We start from the raw sequence: 19,501 nt of genomic DNA, 5'->3' as shown, positions 1-19,501 counted from the left end.
GAGAACGGATCAACGTTGATCACGGCGTCCAGGCTATCGCCCCGTCCGGGGTGGCTGTCAGGAGACGTCTTCGTACAAATGCACCAGACACCTTTGGCCCGAATGGACAGGAACCGGCCGGGAACGCCCGCGGGAACGTCGCGGCGATCCGTCAGGAAACTATCCGCTCGGCCTGCTCGACGGCCTCGGCGAGGCTGTCCACCACCGGCACTCCCGCGGACTCCAGGGCCGCTCTGCTGTGCGAGCCACCGGTGTAGAGCACCGCGTGCGCGCCCACGTGCGCGGCGGCGGCCGCGTCGTCCAGCGCGTCACCGATCACCACGATCTGGCGCGGGTCGAGGGGGCCGAGCGATTCGAGGTGGCGGACCATCTGGGCTGCCTTGCCCGCAGTCGACATCCCCGTGCGGCCGTCGACCCGCAAGAAGTGCTCGGTGATGCCGTGCGCGGCCACGATCGGCACCAGCTGCTCGTGCGGGGCGAGCGAGCACAGCGACTGGGTCACCCCGGCCGCCCGGCGGGCGGCCAGCAGCTCGGCGGCGCCGTCGGCCAGCCGGCAGGACTCGGCGAGCACCCAGTAGTGCCGGTGGAAGGTCGCGTCCATGACCTCCCACTCGTCGTCGGAGGGCAGCCGCCCGATCAGCCGCTCGTAGAAGCGGGGCACGGGCACGCAGTACAGCTCGCGGTAGCGGTCCAGGGTGATCGGGGGCAGGCCGAGTTCGGCGAAGGAGGCGTTCGTCGCCTCGATCACTGCGTCGATGTCGTGGAAGAGGGTGCCGTTCCAGTCCCACACGAGATGCGTGCTCATGGAAAGAACCGTACTCGCGTGGACCGTCGAGGCGTTCTGCCGCCTGTGGATAACTCCGGTCGCGGTGTGACAGTACGGCGATCGCCCGATCGGCCGTTCAGCTGATCAGATTGGGGATCTCCTGGGTGGCGTACCAGAGGAGTTCGTGGTCCTCGGCGCCGTCCACCGTGAACTGGGCGTCGTCGTCGCCGGCGTCCGCCGCTCCCAGCGCCGAGGCCGCGGCAGCCACGTCCGGCTCGGCGTCGTCGGCGTCCAGATGGACCGCCGCGGCCTCGGACAGCCGCACCGGCTTCCCGAGCCGGACCTCGCCGAGCGCGGCCGGGTCGAGCGCGCGGTCCGGGTCGAACCGGACCTGCGCGTCAGGGACGTCCACCGCGATGACCGTCCGGCGCCGTGCCACATCCGGATGAACCGCGAGCAGCCGCAGCGACGCCTGGGCGGCCCGGTTCAGCGCCGCGTACTCGAGTTCCTCTATGTCGTCGGAGACGTACCACTCGCGCAGGCTCGGCGTGACCGCGAAGGCGTCGAGCGGCACGGGGCCCACCTCGCCCGCCTTGTACGCCTCGGCCAGTCCCGTCAAGGTGGTCGGAATATAGACGCGCATGGCGTGAAGCATACGTGCGCAACCATCCTGATAGGTGAATTCCGCGGCGCCTTCGAACAGCGCCCAGCAGGTTTGCCTGGCTCCCGCGGCCGCCCCTAGAACCGGACTACCAGCCGGTAACGATCTTGGGGAGCCACTCGTGCAGCCACCGCAGCCACCCGCCGCGCCCGCCTCCGGAGCCGCCCCCGACCCGCGGCGCAACCGCCTGCCGGGGCGCGTACCGCCGACCGGACCCGGATCGCCGCGCAGGCCCGGCGGTGCCGGGGCGGCGCCGCCCGGCCGCCGGGACCTGCGGCGTCCGCCCGGCAGGCCGCAGGTGGCCAGGACGCCGGCCGGCGCGGTGGGGCCGATGTCGGCGCACGACTGGTTCGCCGGCCGGCTGCTCGACGTCCTGACCGGGCGCCAGCCGCTGACGATGCTGGCCGGCAAGGTCAGGGACGAGGCGTACCAGCAACTGTGGGAGCTGCACGCGCAGCGGTCCGACTGGCGCCCGCGCGGCAACCGCGGGCGTACCCCTTTCGTGTACCGCTGCCACGCCTATCGGACGTACCGCGGGGCGCTCGAAGTGTGCGCCGTGGTGTGCCTGGACCGGGACGTCTTCCGCGCGCTGGCCTTCCGGCTGGAGTCCGGCGGCGCGCGGGCGGCCTCCGGCTACGGGCCCGAGCGCTGGCACTGCACCGCGGTGGCCGCCAGGTGACCTGGGCGCGGGCCACCACCCCCGCGGCGCCTGCCGCGGGACCCGGGCACGGCGGCATGACGCGGCCGGGGGCCGGACCGCTTCCGGTCCGGCCCCCGGCCGGTGTTCGTCCCCCTCGCGCGCGGCGGGGCTACTTCTTGCGGCGGCGGCCGCCCTTGGCGGCCTTGCGGCGCTCGGCGCGCGTCTGGCCGACCTCGTCGTCCTCGATGACCGCGTCGGCCGGGGCACCCGCGAAGTCGCCCTCGACGACCCCGCCCTCGCCGTCCACCGACGGGGCGGAGAAGTGCAGCCGGTCGGCCCGCTTGGGCGCTTCCAGGCCCTTGGCGCGGATCTCCGGACGGTCCTTGACCAGCGACGGCGGCGCGTCCTGGACGTCGGCGTCGGCCATCACCGGCACCTCCTCGACCTGCTGCTCGACCTGGACCTCCAGGTTGAACAGGTAGCCGACGGACTCCTCCTTGATGCCGTCCATCATGGCGGTGAACATGTCGAAGCCCTCACGCTGGTACTCCACCAGCGGGTCGCGCTGCGCCATCGCGCGCAGCCCGATGCCCTCCTGGAGGTAGTCCATCTCGTAGAGGTGCTCACGCCACTTGCGGTCGAGCACCGAGAGCACCACGCGCCGCTCCAGCTCGCGCATGATGTCCTCGCTGAGCTGCTTCTCGCGCTCCGCGTACTGCTCGTGGATGTCGTCCTTGACGGTCTCCGCGATGAACTCGGCGGTGATTCCGGCGCGGTCGCCCGCCTCGTCCTCCAGCTCCTCGATCGTCACCTTGGCCGGGTAGAGCTGCTTGAACGCGACCCACAGCCGGTCCAGGTCCCAGTCCTCGGCGAAGCCCTCGCGGGTCTCCGCGTCGATGTACGCGTCGATGGTGTCGTCCATGAAGTGCTGCACCTGCTCGTGCAGGTCCTCGCCCTCCAGGACGCGGCGGCGCTCACCGTAGATGACCTCGCGCTGCCGGTTCAGCACCTCGTCGTACTTCAGGACGTTCTTGCGGATCTCGAAGTTCTGCTGCTCGACCTGCGACTGGGCCGAGGCGATGGCGCGGGTGACCATCTTGTTCTCGATCGGCACGTCGTCCGGCACGTTGGCCATGGACATCACGCGCTCGACCATCTGCGCCTTGAACAGCCGCATCAGGTCGTCGCCCAGGGACAGGTAGAAGCGGGACTCGCCCGGGTCGCCCTGGCGGCCGGAGCGGCCGCGCAGCTGGTTGTCGATCCGGCGCGACTCGTGCCGCTCGGTGCCCAGCACGTACAGGCCGCCCAGGTCGACGACCTCCTCGTGCTCGGCCTTGACCGCCTCCTCGGCGCGCTCCAGCGCCGCGGGAAGGGCCGCGGCCCACTCCTCGACGTGCTCCAGCGGGTCCAGGCCGCGCTGCCGCAGCTCCGCCTCCGCCAGGTCGTCGGGATTCCCGCCGAGCTTGATGTCCGTACCGCGGCCCGCCATGTTCGTCGCCACGGTGACGGCGCCCTTGCGGCCGGCCTGCGCCACGATCGACGCCTCACGGTCGTGCTGCTTGGCGTTCAGCACCTCGTGCGGGACGCCGCGCTTGGACAGCTGCGCCGACAGGTACTCGGACTTCTCCACCGATACGGTGCCGACCAGCACCGGCTGGCCCTTCTCGTGCTTCTCCACGATGTCCTCGACCACGGCCGCGAACTTCGCCTCTTCGGTGCGGTAGATCAGGTCCGGCTTGTCCATCCGGGCCAGCGGCCGGTTGGTCGGGATCGGGACGACGCCGAGCTTGTAGATCTGGTGGAACTCGGCGGCCTCGGTCATGGCCGTGCCGGTCATGCCGGACAGCTTGTCGTACAGGCGGAAGAAGTTCTGCAGGGTGATCGTGGCGAGAGTCTGGTTCTCGTCCTTGATGTCCACCCCTTCCTTCGCCTCGATCGCCTGGTGCATTCCCTCGTTGTAGCGGCGGCCGGCGAGGATACGGCCGGTGTGCTCGTCGACGATCATGACTTCGCCGTCCATGACGACGTAGTCCTTGTCGTTCTTGTAGAGCTCCTTGGCCTTGATGGCGTTGTTCAGATAACCGACGAGCGGGGTGTTGACCGACTCGTACAGGTTGTCGATGCCCAGCCAGTCCTCGACCTTGGCGACGCCGGACTCGTGGATGGCGACCGTGCGCTTCTTCTCGTCCACGTCGTAGTCGCCGGTCTCCTCCTTGCCGAGGCTGCCCGCCTCGCCGCGGTTGAGCCGGCGCACCAGGCGTGCGAAGTCGCTGTACCACTTGGTGGCCTGGTCGGCGGGGCCGGAGATGATCAGCGGCGTCCGGGCCTCGTCCACCAGGATCGAGTCGACCTCGTCGACGATCGCGAAGTTGTGGCCGCGCTGGACGAGCTCGTCCTTGGACCACGCCATGTTGTCGCGCAGGTAGTCGAAGCCGAACTCGTTGTTGGTGCCGTACGTGATGTCGCACGCGTACTGCGCCCGGCGCTCGGCCGGCGACATGTTGGCCAGGATGCAGCCGACCTCGAGGCCGAGGAATTTGTGCACCCGGCCCATCCACTCCGAGTCGCGCTCGGCGAGGTAGTCGTTGACGGTGATCAGGTGCACGCCCTTGCCTGACAGCGCGTTCAGATACGCGGGGAGCGTGCCGACCAGCGTCTTGCCCTCACCGGTACGCATCTCGGCGACGTAGCCCAGGTGCAGGGCGGCGCCGCCCATCAGCTGGACGTCGTAGTGCCGCTGGCCCAGGACGCGCCTGGCGGCCTCGCGGACCGTCGCGAACGCCTCGGGCAGCAGGTCGTCGAGGGTCTCGCCGTTCTCGTACCGCTCTTTGTACTCGTCGGTGAGCGCCCGCAGCTCGGCATCGGAAAGGCCCTCGAAGTCCTCTTCGATGGAATTGACCTGGTCCGCGATGCGGTGCAGCTTGCGCAGGATCTTGCCTTCGCCTGCACGCATGAGCTTGTTGATGACGGACACGTAGGCTGGCTCCTTGCCGGTCGGGCCTGGCGCGGTTGCCGCGCGGGGCACAGCGGGGTTTTCTGTCTGCCTCGGCCCTGCTGCAACGGCCATCGTAAGCGAGGAGACCAGCGGGCCGGGAGGCCCGGCGTCGGCAAAACGGTTTTCCCGGGTTCCAGGGCCTCCGCAATACTCGGCCGCAGGTCGTTTGTCCCCGCCTGTGACCCCTGCGGAAGGTGTGCCGAACCATGGAGCCCATCACGTTGACCACCGGGCGGCTGCTGCTGCGCCCGCTGGAATCCGCCGACGTCGACGCGGTGCGGGCCGCGTGCCAGGACCCGGAGATCCCGCGCTGGACGACGGTCCCCTCGCCGTACACCCATGCCCACGCGATCGACTTCGTCGAGCGGATCTCCCCGCAGGGCTGGCGCGACGACACCCTCTACAACTTCGGCGTCTTCACCCTCGACAGCGGCGCCCTGGTCGGCTCGATGGGGCTGGTCAGGCTGGCGCAGCTGCCCGCGCCGGGGCGGCAGGCGGAGCTGGGGTACTGGACGGCGAAGGAGCAGCGCGGCAACGGCTACACGGCCGAGGCGGGCCGCGCGGTGTGCGACTGGGCCTTCACGGCGCTGGGCGCGGAGCGCCTGGAGTGGTTCGCCGAGGCGGGCAACATCGGCTCCCGGGCGGTGGCGCTGAGCATCGGCTTCGTGATGGAGGGCACCGTACGCTCCAAGATCGTGCAGCACGGGACCCGCCGTGACGCGTGGAGCGCCTCCCTGCTGCCCTCGGACTGGGGCCGGGAATCGGCCACCGCCTATCTGGCGCACGAGCCGGGCCGCGCATCGGCCTGACCCCGCGGGACCAGCGGTCCTCGCAGGTCAGGCCCGCTTGTCAGTGGGGCGTCCTAGGCTTGCGGCCATGACAGCGCTGCCGCCGCCCCAGCTCACCCTGTCCGCCGACGAGGCCCGCAGGATCGCCCTGCGGGCCCAGGGGTTCCTCGGCGCCCCCGACCGGCGGGCCGGCGTCCGCGGGGTCCTGCGCGCGCTGGGCGCGGTCCAGCTCGACACGATCTCGGTGCTGGCCCGGTCACACGAGCTGATCCCCTACGCGCGGCTCGGCGCGGTCGGCCGGGAAGCGGTGGAGCAGGCGTATTGGTCGGACGACCACGCCTTCGAGTATTGGTCGCACGCCGCGTGCATCCTGCCCATCGAGGAGTGGCCGCACTTCGCCTTCCGGCGCCGGGCCCGGCGGGCGCGCGGCCACCGCTGGCACGTGCTGGCGGACGCCGAGCGGTCCTGCGCCACCGTGCTGGACCGGCTGCGCGTCGACGGCCCGCTGACGTCCACCGAGCTGGGCGGGGCGAAGAACGGCGGACCGTGGTGGGACTGGTCCGAGACGAAGATCGCCGTCGAGTGGCTGCTGGACACCGGCGAGGTGGTCTGCACCCGGCGGCGCAGCTGGAAGCGGGTCTACGACCTCGCGGAGCGCGCCGTCCCCGACGCGCTGCTGCACGACGACATCGACGACGCGGCCTGCATGCGGCGGCTGGTCGCCCAGGCGGGCACCGCCATGGGAATCGCCACCCGCGCCGACCTGGCCGACTACCACCGGCTCAAGGGTGAGCAGGTCACCGCGGTGCTCGCCGACACCGGCCTGGTCCCGGTGGAGGTCGAGGGCTGGGGCAAGCCGGCCTGGGCCGACCCGGCGGCGCTGGCGAGCGAGCCGCGCGGGCGGCACCGCACGACGCTGCTGTCGCCGTTCGACTCGCTGATCTGGGACCGGCCGCGCACCGAGCGGATCTTCGGCTTCACCCACCGCCTGGAGGCCTACACGCCGAAGCCCAAGCGGATCCACGGCTACTTCGCGATGCCGCTGCTGGCCGGTGGCCGGCTGGTCGGCCGGGTCGACCCGGCCCGGGAGGGCACGACGCTGGTCGCCCGGCAGGTGACGCTGGACGGCCCGAAGGCGGTGCAGCCCGCCGCCGACGCCATCGCGGAGGCGGCCGGCTGGGTCGGCTGCGTGGAGGCCCGGGTGGAGCGGGTGCTCCCGGAGACCCTGCGCGAGCCGCTGGTCACCGCGGTCAAGCGCACCCACGACAGCCGCTGAACCGCAGGAGCCGCCAGAGCGCCCAGCCAGCCGCCCGCGGTCGCGGCGCCGGTGTCGGCACCGGCCCGGGCGTCAGCGGATCTCCAGGATCTTCTCCCGCATCGCGTAGACCACGGCCTCCATCCTGGAGTGCAGCTGCAGCTTCTCCAGGATGTTGCGCACGTGGTTCTTCACCGTGTTCTCGCTGATGAAGAGCTGCTTGGCTATGTCGCGGTTGTTCAGTCCGGTGGCCACCAGCTTGAGCACCTCCAGCTCCCGGTCGGTGAGCTTGGGCGCGGGCACCAGCCGCCGCTCGTCGGTGCGCTGGATCATCGACTTGAACTCGGTCAGCAGCTTGGACGCCATCGACGGGCTGATCTGCGACTGCCCGTCCGCCACCGCGCGGATCGCGGTGGCCACCTCGTCGGTGGAGATCTCCTTGAGCAGATAGCCGGTCGCACCGGCCTTGATCGCCTCGTAGAGGTCGGCTTCCTCATCGCTTATGGTCAGCATGATGATCTTCGCGCTGGGGGCCACCTCCTTGATGGAGGTACAGGCCTCGATGCCGCCCCGGCGCGGCATCCGCACGTCCATCAGCACGATGTCAGGCAGCAGGTCGGCCGCCTTGTCCACCGCTTCCGCCCCGTCCCCGGCCTCGCCGACGACCTGGATGTCCTCCTCCTGCGCGAGCACGATCTCCAGGCCCCGCCGGAACAGCGCGTGGTCGTCGACCACCAGCACCCGGATCGGCTCGACCGGTGCCGGCCCGGCCGGATCCTCCGGTTCCTCGTAGGGGCTGGGTCCGCTCCCTCCGGCAGCCCGGTGCGCGAAATCCGGCATCAGATCCTCCCCCTCAGACCAGAGTTCACCACTTCTGGTCCAGCATTTCACGTCCCGGCGCCGTGGTGCCCCCGGACGAACCCGGGGGCACCACGTGCTTCCGCCCTACCGTCCGGCGGCGAGTCTCAGCGGCGCAGCAGCCCGCCGGCGCCGCCCGGCGCCTCCGACCCCGCCTCGTCCGCGTTGAGGTGGATCACGCCGTAGTCGTAGCCGTGCCGCCGGTAGACCACGCTCGGCTGCTTGGTCTCGGCGTCGACGAACAGGTAGAAGTCGTGACCGACCAGTTCCATCTCGTACAACGCCTGGTCCAGCGCCATCGGCACCGCCGCGTGCGTCTTCTCCCTCACCACCAGCGGGCCGTCGCCGCGCACTTCCATCGTGCCGATCCGCTTGGTCGGCACACCGCCGTCCGCCGACGGGCCACCACCGCCGACCGGCTCGCCCTCGGCGTTCATGTACGCCGCGTCCGGTACGGCCGAGGCAACGTCCGCGGCCGGGATCCGGCCGTTTCCCCTGCGGGTGTGGCGCTTGCTCGCGGCCTTGCGCAGCCGCGCCTCCAGCTTGGCGACCGCGACGTCCAGCGCGGCGTACGGATCGGCGGCCGCCGCCTCCGCCCGAACCACCGGGCCACGGGTGTTGAGCGTGATCTCCACCCGGTCGGAATGGTCCGCCTGCCGCGGGTTGAGCTCCTTGGACACCTCGACGTCCAGGCTGATCACCTTGCCGTCGAGCTTCTGGATCTTGTCAAGCTTCTCGGCCACGTGCTTCCGGAACCGCTCAGGCACCTCGGTCTTGCGGCCCTTGACGACGATGTCCACGCAGAACTCCGTTCCCGGACCGCGCCGGCTGACCGGCAGCGGTCCCTTTCGCTGAGGCCGGCCCGGGTGCCAGTCCCGTCCGGCGCTGCGTTTGCTGCCGCTCCGCGTCCCGGGCTCACCCGGTACCACGAAGCCGCGGCTTTCACCTCCTCCTGCCCCACTGGGAAGATCAACACCCCATAGTGTTCGCTTCCCTCTCCCCCGAACATAGTCCCGGACTGCGGGAGCCGGCATCCCCAGCGGAGCGCTACCTCCATTCGGGTGAAATCGGCCCGCTGTCACCTGCGACGATGTCGTCGGACGTGGGTTTCGATGTCCTCCGGTCCCGCCACCACCGCCGCTCCCGCCACCCTCCCGCCCGCCACCGTGACCGCCTCCGCCGCCACGCTCAGTGACGTTCCGGTGGTCATCAGGTCGTCGACCAGCACCACCGGCGCCGCCGCGAGCAGCGCCACACAGGCACCAGCCGCCTCCACCGCACCGGACAGATTCGCCAGCCGGCCCGCGCCGTCCAGGCCGGACTGGTCGGCGACCGCCCGCCCCTGCCGCAGTGCGGTCAGCGCCCGGGCCGGCGTCCCCTGCCGGCGCAGCACCGCGGCCGCGGCACGGGCCATCCGCGCCGTGGCGTCATGGCCCCGCCTGGCCACTGCCCGCCGCGCGGAGGGCACCGGGACCAGCAGCACCGTCCCGGCGACGCCCAGCGGCCCTACAGCCGCGGCAAGGGCCGTTCCCAGCGGGCGGGCCAGGCCCAGCACGCCCCTTTCCTTGTGTGCCAGCAGCACGGCCCGCACCTCGTCGCCGTACCGCCCCGCCGCGTAGACCGGTGGCAGCCCGGCCGGCTCCGGCACGGGACGCACCCGCCGCACCGAGGACGCCCCGCCCAGCAGCCCCCGGCACCGCTCGCACAGTTCCGTCCGCGGATGCCCGCAGCCGGCGCAGTCCGCCGGCAGCACCAGTCCGGCGACCTCTCGCCACCAGCCCCGCATGCATTCACTCTGGCCGCTGCCGGTGTCCGGCTGCCAGTCACTCGTTCGGGGGCTGTGGACAACTCCGAGCAGGCACCTGACAACCGCCGGGCGGGCCTGACCGCCGGCCAGGCCCGGCCGGCGGTCAGCCCGGGTAGACCGGGCTGCTGCCCTTGGGGCTGGCCCTCTTCCAGTTCGACTCGTCGGGCAGCCAGTACACGTAGCCGTTGTAGGACGCCAGCAGCGGCCTGGTCTGGTCCTCGGAGGCCGCCACCGACGCCGCCTCGCCGATGCTCTCCAGCGGGGGAAGCGCGGACCCGTCGGTGTTCACGTACTGGATCTGCTGCCCGCCGCCGCGCTCGCGGTCGCTGCCCAGCACCACCAGCCGGCTGGCGCCCGCCCACGACACCGAGCTGACCGTCTCCCCTGTCGGAGTGAGATCGTGCAGCCCCGTCACGGTGAACTTCGGCTTGTCCTGCGTGCCGGCCCGGTCGATCAGCCCGAGCTGCAGCGTCTTGACGCCCTTCTCGTCGACCACCAGGACGATCCGCACCCCGTCGGAGGCGACCTGCAGCGATTCCACCCGCTCGTCCAGCTTCGGCACCTGCACCTCGGCGGGCGCCCCCGTGCCGTTGCGCAGCACGTACAGCTTGGAGACCGCCGGATTGCGGTCGGCCACCCACAGGTCGTCGAAACCGTCCCAGCTCGGCGCGCTCAGGCCGTCCTTCGGGTCCTGCGCGGAACTGGTCAGCTGCGAGACCTGGAACGGCTCGTCGTTCTCCAGGGAGCCGACCACCAGCCGCCGCCCGTCGGTCTTGACCCCCGCGGCCACCTGCCCGTCGCGGCGCACCGCGACCGACGCCAGGTCCGCCTTGGCGGACCCGAACGGCCCGCGCACCGGATTCGCCGCCCCGTCGTCCGTCGGCATCTCGTACAGCTGGTGCTGCTCGGACCCGATGAAGTACGGCCCGGCCGCCGAACCGATCAAATTCGCCGGCCCGTACTCCCGCGCCTGGACGCTCGACAGCGTGCAGGCCGTCGCTCCGTCGGCGCGCTGGACGTCCACCGACTCCAGCGTCACGGATGCCTGCCCCTGCACGGTGGCGATGAGCTGCGCGGCCAGCCGCCGGCACTGCTCCGACCCCAGCCGGTCCGCCGGCTTGTTCAGCCGCACCTTGAGGTGCTGCGAATCGTCGAGCGTGACGCCCTGGCCCGGGCCCTTGCCGTAGATCTGCAGACCGGAGGGGGCCGCCGAGGTGACAGCGGGCGCCAGCCAGTCCGTCGGACCGCCGAGCAGTGCCGACACGGTGGAGGCCAGCGAGTCGGTCTGCTGGCTGCGCAGATACACCGGGTCGGCGACCAGCGTCTGATGCCGCTTTCCCGACCGCTCGGCGTCCGAACCCAGCTTGGCGAAGTAGTACATGTTCACCGAGCGGTATATCCGCTGGAAGTCGGGCTCGGACAGGATCAGTCCGTCGGGCAGCCGGGCGATCCGCCACTCGGTGCCCTGCTTGACCAGCCGCACCGTGGTGCGGAAGTCGCCCTGGTCGGGCTGGTAGGCGTGCTTGACGTCCACCAGCGCCACCTTGGTGCCCGACACCCCGACCGTGGCCGTCGTCGCCTTGGGATCGGTGTCGGTGCCGTCGTCGCTCTGCGGACCGTTGGACAGCACGCTGATGCCCGCGAACGGATTCCAGTGGTCCTTGAAATCCGTACTCAGGTACTTCTTGGCCGTGGCGAAGTCGGATTCGCCGCTGGTGGTGGCCTCCAGGAAACCGCTGACGATCTCCGAGGCGCTCTCGCCCGGGTGCGGCGGGATGCCGAACACCCGCACCTGCGCGTCGCCGTCCGTCAGGTGCCCGTTGTCGACCTTGCGGACCTCGCCGCTGCTCGGCATGGACGCGCATCCGGCCAGCAGCAGGGCAGCGCCCAGCGGCAGCGCGCCGACCTTGAGCACGCGCAGGGCGCGGCCCCCCTTGGCACGCATCAGGCCTCGTCCTCCCGAGTCGCTTCCCTGCGCTCCACCACCCGCGCCCCGTTGCCCGGCAGTGCGGCGGGATCCGCCGTCGCCGGGCGCGCCGGAGCCACGCTGGGCATCGGCGGTATGAGCGGCGGGCGCGACCGCCCCGCGTCCGTCCCGTGCCCGTTGCCCGCCGCGCCGGAAGCGCCGAACCCGCTCCCCGCTCGCGGTGCGGGCACGCTCGCCAGGGCCGCCTGCGACGCGATCAGACCGCGGTTGCGGCGTGAATCGTCAGGTTCCAGCGCGATGGGGGACCCGCGCAGGCTGTCGCCGGCCGTGCGCGGCAGCGTCATGCGGAACTGCGATCCGCCGCCCGCCTCGCCCCACGCCTGGAGCCAGCCACCGTGCAGCCGCGCGTCCTCCACGGCGATCGACAGCCCCAGGCCCGTGCCGCCGGTGGTACGCGCCCGCGCCGGGTCGGCCCGCCAGAAGCGGTTGAACACCCGGGTCGCCTCGCCGGGCTTGAGCCCGACACCGTAGTCCCGGACCGCCACGGCGACCGCACCGTCGGCGGTCGCCAGCCGCACGACCACATCCCGGCCCTCGCCGTGCTCGATCGCGTTGACCACCAGATTGCGCAGCACCCGCTCGACCCGGCGCGGGTCGGCCTCGGCGATGACCGGCTGGGCGTCGCCGCGTATCACCACGCGGCTGCCCTTGCGCTCCGCCAGCGGCTCCGCCGCGTCGACCACGCGCCGGACGACCTCGCGCAGGTCTATCGGCTCCGCCGACAGCTCGGCCGCGCCCGCGTCGAACCTGCTGATCTCCAGCAGGTCCGACAGCAGCGACTCGAAGCGGTCCAGCTGGTTCTGCAGCAGTTCGGCCGAGCGGGACGTCACCGGATCGAAGTCGGTGCGCGCGTCATGGATGACGTCCGCGGCCATCCGTACCGTCGTCAGCGGGGTCCGCAGCTCGTGCGAGACGTCGGAGACGAAGCGGCGCTGCATCCTCGACAGGTCCTCCAGCTGCTGGATCTTGACCTGGAGGCTCTGCGCCATCTTGTTGAACGACTCGCCGAGCCGCGCGATGTCGTCCTCACCGGAGACCTGCATGCGTTCCTGCAGCCGGCCCGCCGCGAAGCGCTCGGCGATCCCGGCGGCCATCCGAACCGGCGTGACCACCTGCCGGGTCACCAGCCAGGCGATGGCGCCCAGCAGCACCACCACGAAGATGCCGGCCGTCGCCAGAGTGCCCTTGACCAGGCCGAGGGTCTTCTCCTCCTGGTCGAAGGGGAACAGGTAGTACAGCTGATACGCGTTGCCGTTGGGGTCCGTGAGGCGTTTGCCGACCGCGAGCGCGGGCCGTGGCTGGGTGCCGTTGTCGAACCTGAGCATCGTGTACTGCTTGAGGGGGCCGGTGTGCGTCTCGACCGCGTCGCTGAGGGCCTTGGGAATGCTGGCCGTGGGCGAGGCATGATTCGAACCGCGGGCTCCGCGGGGGTCGACGCTGGACCCGCCGAAGTCGCCCGCGCCCGTGTCGGCGGCCGGGCTCAGCGTGGCGATCCAGTACACACCCGCGCCACCGCTCTGGAACTGGGCGACCAGGTTGTTGAGCCAGGTGCCCGAGTCGACGGGGTCGGGAGTCGACCCCGTCCCCGAGCTGTCCTGCGCCTGGCTGCCCGGGCTCGCCATGTTCAAGGCGACGGAGAAGCCGCCGGTGGCCTGATTCTCCGCCGCCTTCTCCTTGGCGTCGAGCAGGCCGTTCCGCACCTGGCCGATGACCACGAATCCGAGCAGCAGCACCACGCCCACCGACATCAGCAAGGTGAAGGCGACCACCCGCAGCTGGAGATTGCGCCGCCACAGCCGGGCTGCCGGCTGCAGCGGACGCCGTGCCCAGCGCGCGCACGAGCGGATCACCGGCTGCAGACCGCGCATGGGGTCCGCGAGCCGGCTCTCCAGCCGCTCACGCTCGTACGACGCGCACATCTCAGCCCGGTCCCGCCTTGTAACCGACCCCGCGGACGGTCACCACGATCTCCGGGCGCTCCGGGTCCTGCTCGACCTTGGAGCGCAGCCTCTGCACATGTACGTTCACCAGCCGGGTGTCCGCCGCGTGCCGATAGCCCCACACCTGCTCCAGCAGCACCTCACGGGTGAACACCTGCCACGGCTTGCGGGCGAGCGCGACCAGCAGGTCGAACTCCAGCGGCGTGAGCGCGATCGGCTGGCCGTCACGCTTCACCGAGTGGCCGGCCACGTCGATCACCAGATCGCCTATGGTCAGCTGCTCCGGCGTGGGCTCCTCGGCCCGCCGCAGGCGCGCCCGAACCCGGGCCACCAGCTCCTTGGGCTTGAACGGCTTGATGACGTAGTCGTCAGCGCCCGACTCCAGGCCGACCACCACGTCCACCGTGTCGCTCTTCGCCGTGAGCATGACGATCGGCACGCCTGATTCGGCCCTGATCTGCCGGCAGACGTCGATACCGTCCCGCCCGGGCAGCATCAGATCGAGCAGCACCAGATCCGGCTTGGCCTCCCGAAAAGCGGCCAGCGCCTTGTCACCGTCCGCGCAGAACGACGGCTCGAAACCTTCTCCGCGCAGCACGATGCCAAGCATCTCTGACAGCGCAGTGTCGTCGTCGACGACCAGGACACGTCCCTTCATACCGACCATCATCCCATTTGCATATCGATACTGGTGACCTTTCGTGATCAAGGTCACGCTATGCGACTATTGTCCATGGTTGTGCACGGTTGCGCTGCCCCCCAGTTGCAGCCTGTGGAAAACGTGTGGACCGCTCCGCTCACCACGCTCCACGGAGCGTCACCGAGCGTCCTTCTGTGCGCAGACCGCCGCGAGGCTCTCGGCAGTCACCGGTGACACCACACCGTTCTCCGTGACGATCGCGGTGATCAGCTCCGGCGGTGTGACATCGAATGCCGGATTATAGGCCTGCGTACCGAGCGGTGAGGGAGCCAGATCCGTCACCTCGCTCCCAGGCCGCTGCTCCACCTCAATCGCGGCCCCATCAGGGGTGCCCTGATCGACCGACGTCGTCGGCGCGACCACGACGAACGGCACGTGGTGATAACGGGCGAGCACCGCCAGCGGATAGCTTCCCACCTTGTTCGCCGTCGACCCGTCGGCCGCGATCCGGTCCGCCCCGATCAGCACCGCGTCCACCTCGCCCGCCGTGAACAGCGACCCCGCGGCGTTGTCGGCCAGCAGCGTGTACGGCATCCCCGCCCGCGCCGCCTCCCACGCCGTCAGCCGGGAGCCCTGGAAGAGCGGACGGGTCTCGTCCACCCACAACCGCCGCAGCTCCCCTGCCCGGTGCACCGCCTTGACCACGCCTAGCGCGGTCCCTTCTCCGCCGGACACCAGCGCGCCGGTGTTGCAGTGCGTCAAGATCCGGTAGCCGCCGCCCGGCGCCAACTCCGTGAGCAGCTGCACACCGTACGCCGCCATCGCCGTACTCGCGGCCGCGTCCTCGGCATGCAGGCTCCGCGCCTCCGCGAGCGCGGCGGCCGCCCCCTGACCGTGGCCCGCCGAGCGGAACGCGGCCAGTGCGCGCCGCACCCCGTAGCCGAGGTTCACCGCTGTCGGCCTGGCATGCGCGAGCACCCCGGCAGCGTCGTCCACGTCGTAACCGCGGGCCGCGGCCAGCGCGATCCCGTACGCCCCCGCGAGGCCGAGCAGCGGCGCGCCCCGGACGGCGAGGGAACGTATCGCCTGCACGAGCGCCGGCACGTCCGTGCAGACCAGCTCCACCTCCTCGTGCGGCAGCCGCGTCTGGTCGAGCAGCACCAGGACAGGTCCGTCCGGCGGCTCCTCCCAACGCAGCGCAACGACCGTGCCATGACCGGATTTCGCGAGGTGATCACCCATCCACCCAGTCTGCCCTGCCAGGGCCGACCTGCGGCAGCCCGTGACACGATGGCGATGAGTACCGGCAGCACATACGAAAGGGCAGCCTCCGATGACCAACACTCCGGGCTGGGCCTCGCCCGGATCCTCCGGCTCACCAGAGCCGGACAGCGGCGACAGCCCCCAGGACACGCCCCCAGCACCCACAGGCGAGGAGACCGGCAGCGAGCAGGACGGGACTGCCGCGCAGAAGCCGCCCGCAGTACCGCCGGTGACCGGCGTCTGGTCGCAGCAGCAGCCCCCGCCCGGCCAGTGGCACACGCCCTCGGCCGAGGACCCGCGGGCGACCGCCGCCCTGCCCCCCGAACCCGCCACAGCGCCCACAGCAGCGCGTCCCGACGCGCCCGCGCCGTCCGAGGCACCCGCGCCGGCACCGGAGGCCACAGGCCGCCCCGGCGGCTGGGGTCAGCAGTGGACGTCCCCGCCGCCACAGGACGGCGGCCCGCGCTGGGGTCCGACGGCGGGTCAGTACGACGCCGCCCAGCCCCCGTACGCCACCAAGCCGCCCGCGCCGCAGCCCGGCGTCATCCCGCTGCGCCCGTTGGACGTGGGAGAGATCCTCCAGGGCGCCGTCTCCACCCTGCGGCAGCACTGGCGGGCCGCGATGCTGATGGCCTTCGTGGTGGGGCTTCTGACGGAGAGCGTCAACGCCCTGATCAGTGGACTCCTTATTGATGACACCCGAATTGATGACCTCAACCGGAACTCCGACCCGAGCGTCCACGACATCCTGCACGCGCTCAGCGGCAGTGCCTCGGCATCGCTGCTGCTCGTCGTGACCAGCATGGTCGGGGTGATCCTCACCGCCGGCCTGCTCACCGTCGTCATCAGCCGCGCGGTGCTCGGCCGGCCGACGACTGTCGCGACGGTCTGGCAGGACGTCCGCCCGCGGCTGGCGCAGCTCGTCGGCCTCGCGCTGCTGCTGCCGATCGCGCTCTGCCTGATCATCGCAGTGCCTGCCGCACCCGGTCTGCTGATCGCCCTGGCCGGCGGCGAAGGGGGCGGCGCCTCCATCGCCTCGCTCGGACTGCTGTTCGGAGTCGTCGTCTCGATCTGGCAGTGGAATCTCTGGAGCCTCACCGCCCCTGCGCTCATGCTCGAAAAGCAGGGCGTCAAAGCAGCGTTGAAGCGCTCGGTGAAACTCGTCAACGGCGCGTGGTGGCGGGTCCTCGGCATCCAGATGCTCATGCTGTTCCTCGCAGCACTCGCGTCCTTCGTCATCCAGCTGCCCTTCGTGCTGATCGCGGACGCGGTGGGCGGCGACAACGTGAGCAGCGTCTTCTCCGCGAGCACGGACAGCAGTTGGACCACCATCATCATCGTCGCCATCGGCGGCGTGATCAGCTCCGCCCTGACCCTGCCGGTCAGCGCCGGCGCCGTCTCCCTGCTGTACATCGACCAGCGCATCCGCCGTGAAGCCCTCGACATCGACCTCGGGCGCGCGGCGAGGGTCCCCGGATACGAAGCCCAGGAAACGGTGGGCGCCGACCACTGACGGACCGGGTAAACGCAGAAAAGCGTCGGCCCCCGTGCATTGCACGGGGGCCGACGCTTTATCAAAGATTGTTCGGCGGTGTCCTACTCTCCCACAGGGTCCCCCCTGCAGTACCATCGGCGCTGAAAGGCTTAGCTTCCGGGTTCGGAATGTAACCGGGCGTTTCCCTAACGCTATGACCACCGAAACACCATGAAACACACACCACACCACCCGACCACCCCGCCAGGGGGTGTGGGTGTGTGGTGGCTGGTTGTTTCAGAACCACACAGTGGACGCGAGCAACTGAGGACAAGCCCTCGGCCTATTAGTACCGGTCAGCTCCACCCCTTACAGGGCTTCCACATCCGGCCTATCAACCCAGTCGTCTACTGGGAGCCTTACCCCATCAAGTGGGTGGGAGCCCTCATCTCGAAGCAGGCTTCCCGCTTAGATGCTTTCAGCGGTTATCCCTCCCGAACGTAGCCAACCAGCCATGCCCTTGGCAGGACAACTGGCACACCAGAGGTTCGTCCGTCCCGGTCCTCTCGTACTAGGGACAGCCCTTCTCAAGACTCCTACGCGCGCAGCGGATAGGGACCGAACTGTCTCACGACGTTCTAAACCCAGCTCGCGTACCGCTTTAATGGGCGAACAGCCCAACCCTTGGGACCGACTCCAGCCCCAGGATGCGACGAGCCGACATCGAGGTGCCAAACCATCCCGTCGATATGGACTCTTGGGGAAGATCAGCCTGTTATCCCCGGGGTACCTTTTATCCGTTGAGCGACGGCGCTTCCACAAGCCACCGCCGGATCACTAGTCCCTACTTTCGTACCTGCTCGACCCGTCAGTCTCACAGTCAAGCTCCCTTGTGCACTTACACTCAACACCTGATTGCCAACCAGGCTGAGGGAACCTTTGGGCGCCTCCGTTACCCTTTAGGAGGCAACCGCCCCAGTTAAACTACCCACCAGACACTGTCCCTGATCCGGATCACGGACCGAGGTTAGACATCCAGCACGACCAGAGTGGTATTTCAACGACGACTCCCCCCAAGCTGGCGCTTGAAGTTCACAGTCTCCCACCTATCCTACACAAGCCGAACCGAACACCAATATCAAGCTATAGTAAAGGTCCCGGGGTCTTTCCGTCCTGCTGCGCGAAACGAGCATCTTTACTCGTAGTGCAATTTCACCGGGCCTATGGTTGAGACAGTCGAGAAGTCGTTACGCCATTCGTGCAGGTCGGAACTTACCCGACAAGGAATTTCGCTACCTTAGGATGGTTATAGTTACCACCGCCGTTTACTGGCGCTTAAGTTCTCAGCTTCGCCACACCGAAATGTGACTAACCGGTCCCCTTAACGTTCCAGCACCGGGCAGGCGTCAGTCCGTATACATCGCCTTACGGCTTCGCACGGACCTGTGTTTTTAGTAAACAGTCGCTTCTCGCTGGTCTCTGCGGCCACACCCAGCTCACCGAGTAAATCGGATCACCAGACATGGCCCCCCTTCTCCCGAAGTTACGGGGGCATTTTGCCGAGTTCCTTAACCATAGTTCACCCGAACGCCTCGGTATTCTCTACCTGACCACCTGAGTCGGTTTAGGGTACGGGCCGCCATAAAACTCGCTAGAGGCTTTTCTCGACAGCATAGGATCATCCACTTCACCACAATCGGCTCGGCATCAGGTCTCAGACACATGTGCGACGGATTTACCTACCGCACGTCCTACACCCTTACCCCGGGACAACCACCGCCCGGGCTGGACTACCTTCCTGCGTCACCCCATCACTTACCTACTACAAGTCTGGTCCGTCGGCTCCACCACTCCCCCTCACTCCGAAGAGATCAGAGGCGGCTTCACGGACTTAGCATCGCCTGGTTCAGCACTGGGCGCTTTACAGCGGGTACCGGAATATCAACCGGTTGTCCATCGACTACGCCTGTCGGCCTCGCCTTAGGTCCCGACTTACCCTGGGCAGATCAGCTTGACCCAGGAACCCTTAGTCAATCGGCGCAAGAGTTTCCCACTCTTGTATCGCTACTCATGCCTGCATTCTCACTCGTGAACCGTCCACCACTGCCTTCCGGCGCGGCTTCACCCGGCACACGACGCTCCCCTACCCATCCGTACAGGCGTTAGCCCTATATGTACGAATGACACGACTTCGGCGGTACGCTTGAGCCCCGCTACATTGTCGGCGCGGAATCACTTGACCAGTGAGCTATTACGCACTCTTTCAAGGATGGCTGCTTCTAAGCCAACCTCCTGGTTGTCTCTGCGACTCCACATCCTTTCCCACTTAGCGTACGCTTAGGGGCCTTAGTCGATGCTCTGGGCTGTTTCCCTCTCGACCATGGAGCTTATCCCCCACAGTCTCACTGCCGCGCTCTCACTTACCGG

14 protein-coding genes and 2 rRNA genes (1 of these 16 running past the window's edge) are annotated in these 19,501 nt (G+C 69.5%); 4 read left to right on the top strand and 12 right to left on the bottom strand.

The window, feature by feature from the left end:
• Nucleotides 1-151: 151 nt before the first annotated feature.
• Both OG702_RS23450 and OG702_RS23445 read right to left on the bottom strand, forming a co-directional pair.
• Nucleotides 152-805, bottom strand: coding sequence for an HAD family hydrolase (locus OG702_RS23450; RefSeq protein ID WP_327290896.1), 654 nt, complete (start codon nucleotides 803-805; stop codon nucleotides 152-154).
• Nucleotides 806-902: 97 nt separating this feature from the next.
• Complete coding sequence (locus OG702_RS23445; protein WP_327290895.1) at nucleotides 903-1,409, bottom strand: DUF6912 family protein; 507 nt, start codon at nucleotides 1,407-1,409, stop codon at nucleotides 903-905.
• Between the two features lie 139 nt (nucleotides 1,410-1,548).
• Between OG702_RS23445 and OG702_RS23440 the strand changes: the two genes are divergently transcribed.
• Nucleotides 1,549-2,106 (top strand): Rv3235 family protein, encoded by a 558-nt coding sequence (locus tag OG702_RS23440; RefSeq protein WP_327290894.1) that lies wholly within the window; start codon nucleotides 1,549-1,551, stop codon nucleotides 2,104-2,106.
• A gap of 130 nt (nucleotides 2,107-2,236) precedes the next feature.
• On the opposite strand, the gene secA is transcribed toward OG702_RS23440, so the two are convergent.
• Complete coding sequence (gene secA, locus OG702_RS23435) at nucleotides 2,237-5,041, bottom strand: preprotein translocase subunit SecA (protein ID WP_327290893.1); 2,805 nt, start codon at nucleotides 5,039-5,041, stop codon at nucleotides 2,237-2,239.
• 227 nt (nucleotides 5,042-5,268) lie between these two features.
• On the opposite strand from secA, the gene OG702_RS23430 reads away from it, so the two are divergent.
• Together OG702_RS23430 and OG702_RS23425 are read left to right on the top strand one after the other, a co-directional pair.
• Nucleotides 5,269-5,871: a GNAT family N-acetyltransferase gene (locus OG702_RS23430; protein WP_327290892.1), complete on the top strand. Its 603-nt coding sequence runs from the start codon at nucleotides 5,269-5,271 to the stop codon at nucleotides 5,869-5,871.
• A 67-nt stretch (nucleotides 5,872-5,938) separates the two neighbouring features.
• Entirely contained in the window at nucleotides 5,939-7,126 is a 1,188-nt protein-coding gene (locus OG702_RS23425) for a winged helix-turn-helix domain-containing protein (RefSeq protein WP_327290891.1), read from the top strand.
• Between the two features lie 72 nt (nucleotides 7,127-7,198).
• On the opposite strand, the gene OG702_RS23420 is transcribed toward OG702_RS23425, so the two are convergent.
• The 7 genes from OG702_RS23420 to mtnA form a co-directional block, all read right to left on the bottom strand.
• Nucleotides 7,199-7,945, bottom strand: a complete 747-nt coding sequence (locus OG702_RS23420; RefSeq protein WP_442814518.1) for a response regulator — start codon at nucleotides 7,943-7,945, stop codon at nucleotides 7,199-7,201.
• A gap of 125 nt (nucleotides 7,946-8,070) precedes the next feature.
• Nucleotides 8,071-8,763 carry a ribosome hibernation-promoting factor, HPF/YfiA family gene (hpf, locus tag OG702_RS23415; RefSeq protein WP_327290890.1) on the bottom strand — a complete coding sequence of 231 codons (693 nt, stop codon included), beginning with the start codon at nucleotides 8,761-8,763 and terminating at the stop codon, nucleotides 8,071-8,073.
• A 278-nt stretch (nucleotides 8,764-9,041) separates the two neighbouring features.
• The gene (locus OG702_RS23410; protein ID WP_327290889.1) at nucleotides 9,042-9,749 is read right to left on the bottom strand and encodes a ComF family protein; all 708 of its coding nucleotides are present in this window, start codon (nucleotides 9,747-9,749) and stop codon (nucleotides 9,042-9,044) included.
• A 124-nt stretch (nucleotides 9,750-9,873) separates the two neighbouring features.
• Entirely contained in the window at nucleotides 9,874-11,715 is a 1,842-nt protein-coding gene (locus OG702_RS23405; RefSeq protein WP_327290888.1) for an LpqB family beta-propeller domain-containing protein, read from the bottom strand.
• Nucleotides 11,715-13,676, bottom strand: a complete 1,962-nt coding sequence (mtrB, locus tag OG702_RS23400) for an MtrAB system histidine kinase MtrB (protein WP_327290887.1) — start codon at nucleotides 13,674-13,676, stop codon at nucleotides 11,715-11,717. The genes OG702_RS23405 and mtrB overlap by 1 nt, the downstream gene beginning before the upstream one ends.
• Before the next feature lies 1 nt (nucleotide 13,677).
• Entirely contained in the window at nucleotides 13,678-14,367 is a 690-nt protein-coding gene (gene mtrA, locus OG702_RS23395; RefSeq protein WP_106966605.1) for an MtrAB system response regulator MtrA, read from the bottom strand.
• A gap of 147 nt (nucleotides 14,368-14,514) precedes the next feature.
• A complete protein-coding gene (mtnA, locus tag OG702_RS23390) occupies nucleotides 14,515-15,579 on the bottom strand; it encodes an S-methyl-5-thioribose-1-phosphate isomerase (RefSeq protein WP_327290886.1) in 1,065 nt (354 codons plus the stop codon).
• Between the two features lie 91 nt (nucleotides 15,580-15,670).
• Between mtnA and OG702_RS23385 the strand changes: the two genes are divergently transcribed.
• The gene (locus OG702_RS23385; RefSeq protein WP_327290885.1) at nucleotides 15,671-17,113 is read left to right on the top strand and encodes a hypothetical protein; all 1,443 of its coding nucleotides are present in this window, start codon (nucleotides 15,671-15,673) and stop codon (nucleotides 17,111-17,113) included.
• Between the two features lie 70 nt (nucleotides 17,114-17,183).
• On the opposite strand, the gene rrf is transcribed toward OG702_RS23385, so the two are convergent.
• Nucleotides 17,184-17,300 (bottom strand): 5S ribosomal RNA (rrf, locus tag OG702_RS23380).
• Between the two features lie 100 nt (nucleotides 17,301-17,400).
• Nucleotides 17,401-19,501 (bottom strand): 23S ribosomal RNA (locus tag OG702_RS23375); it runs 1,024 nt beyond the window's last position.

Source organism: Streptomyces sp. NBC_01198 (assembly GCF_036010485.1).
Classification (GTDB): domain Bacteria; phylum Actinomycetota; class Actinomycetes; order Streptomycetales; family Streptomycetaceae; genus Actinacidiphila.
The sequence above is the reverse complement of the archived record's forward strand: the minus strand, read 5'-3'. Positions and strand labels throughout refer to the sequence as shown.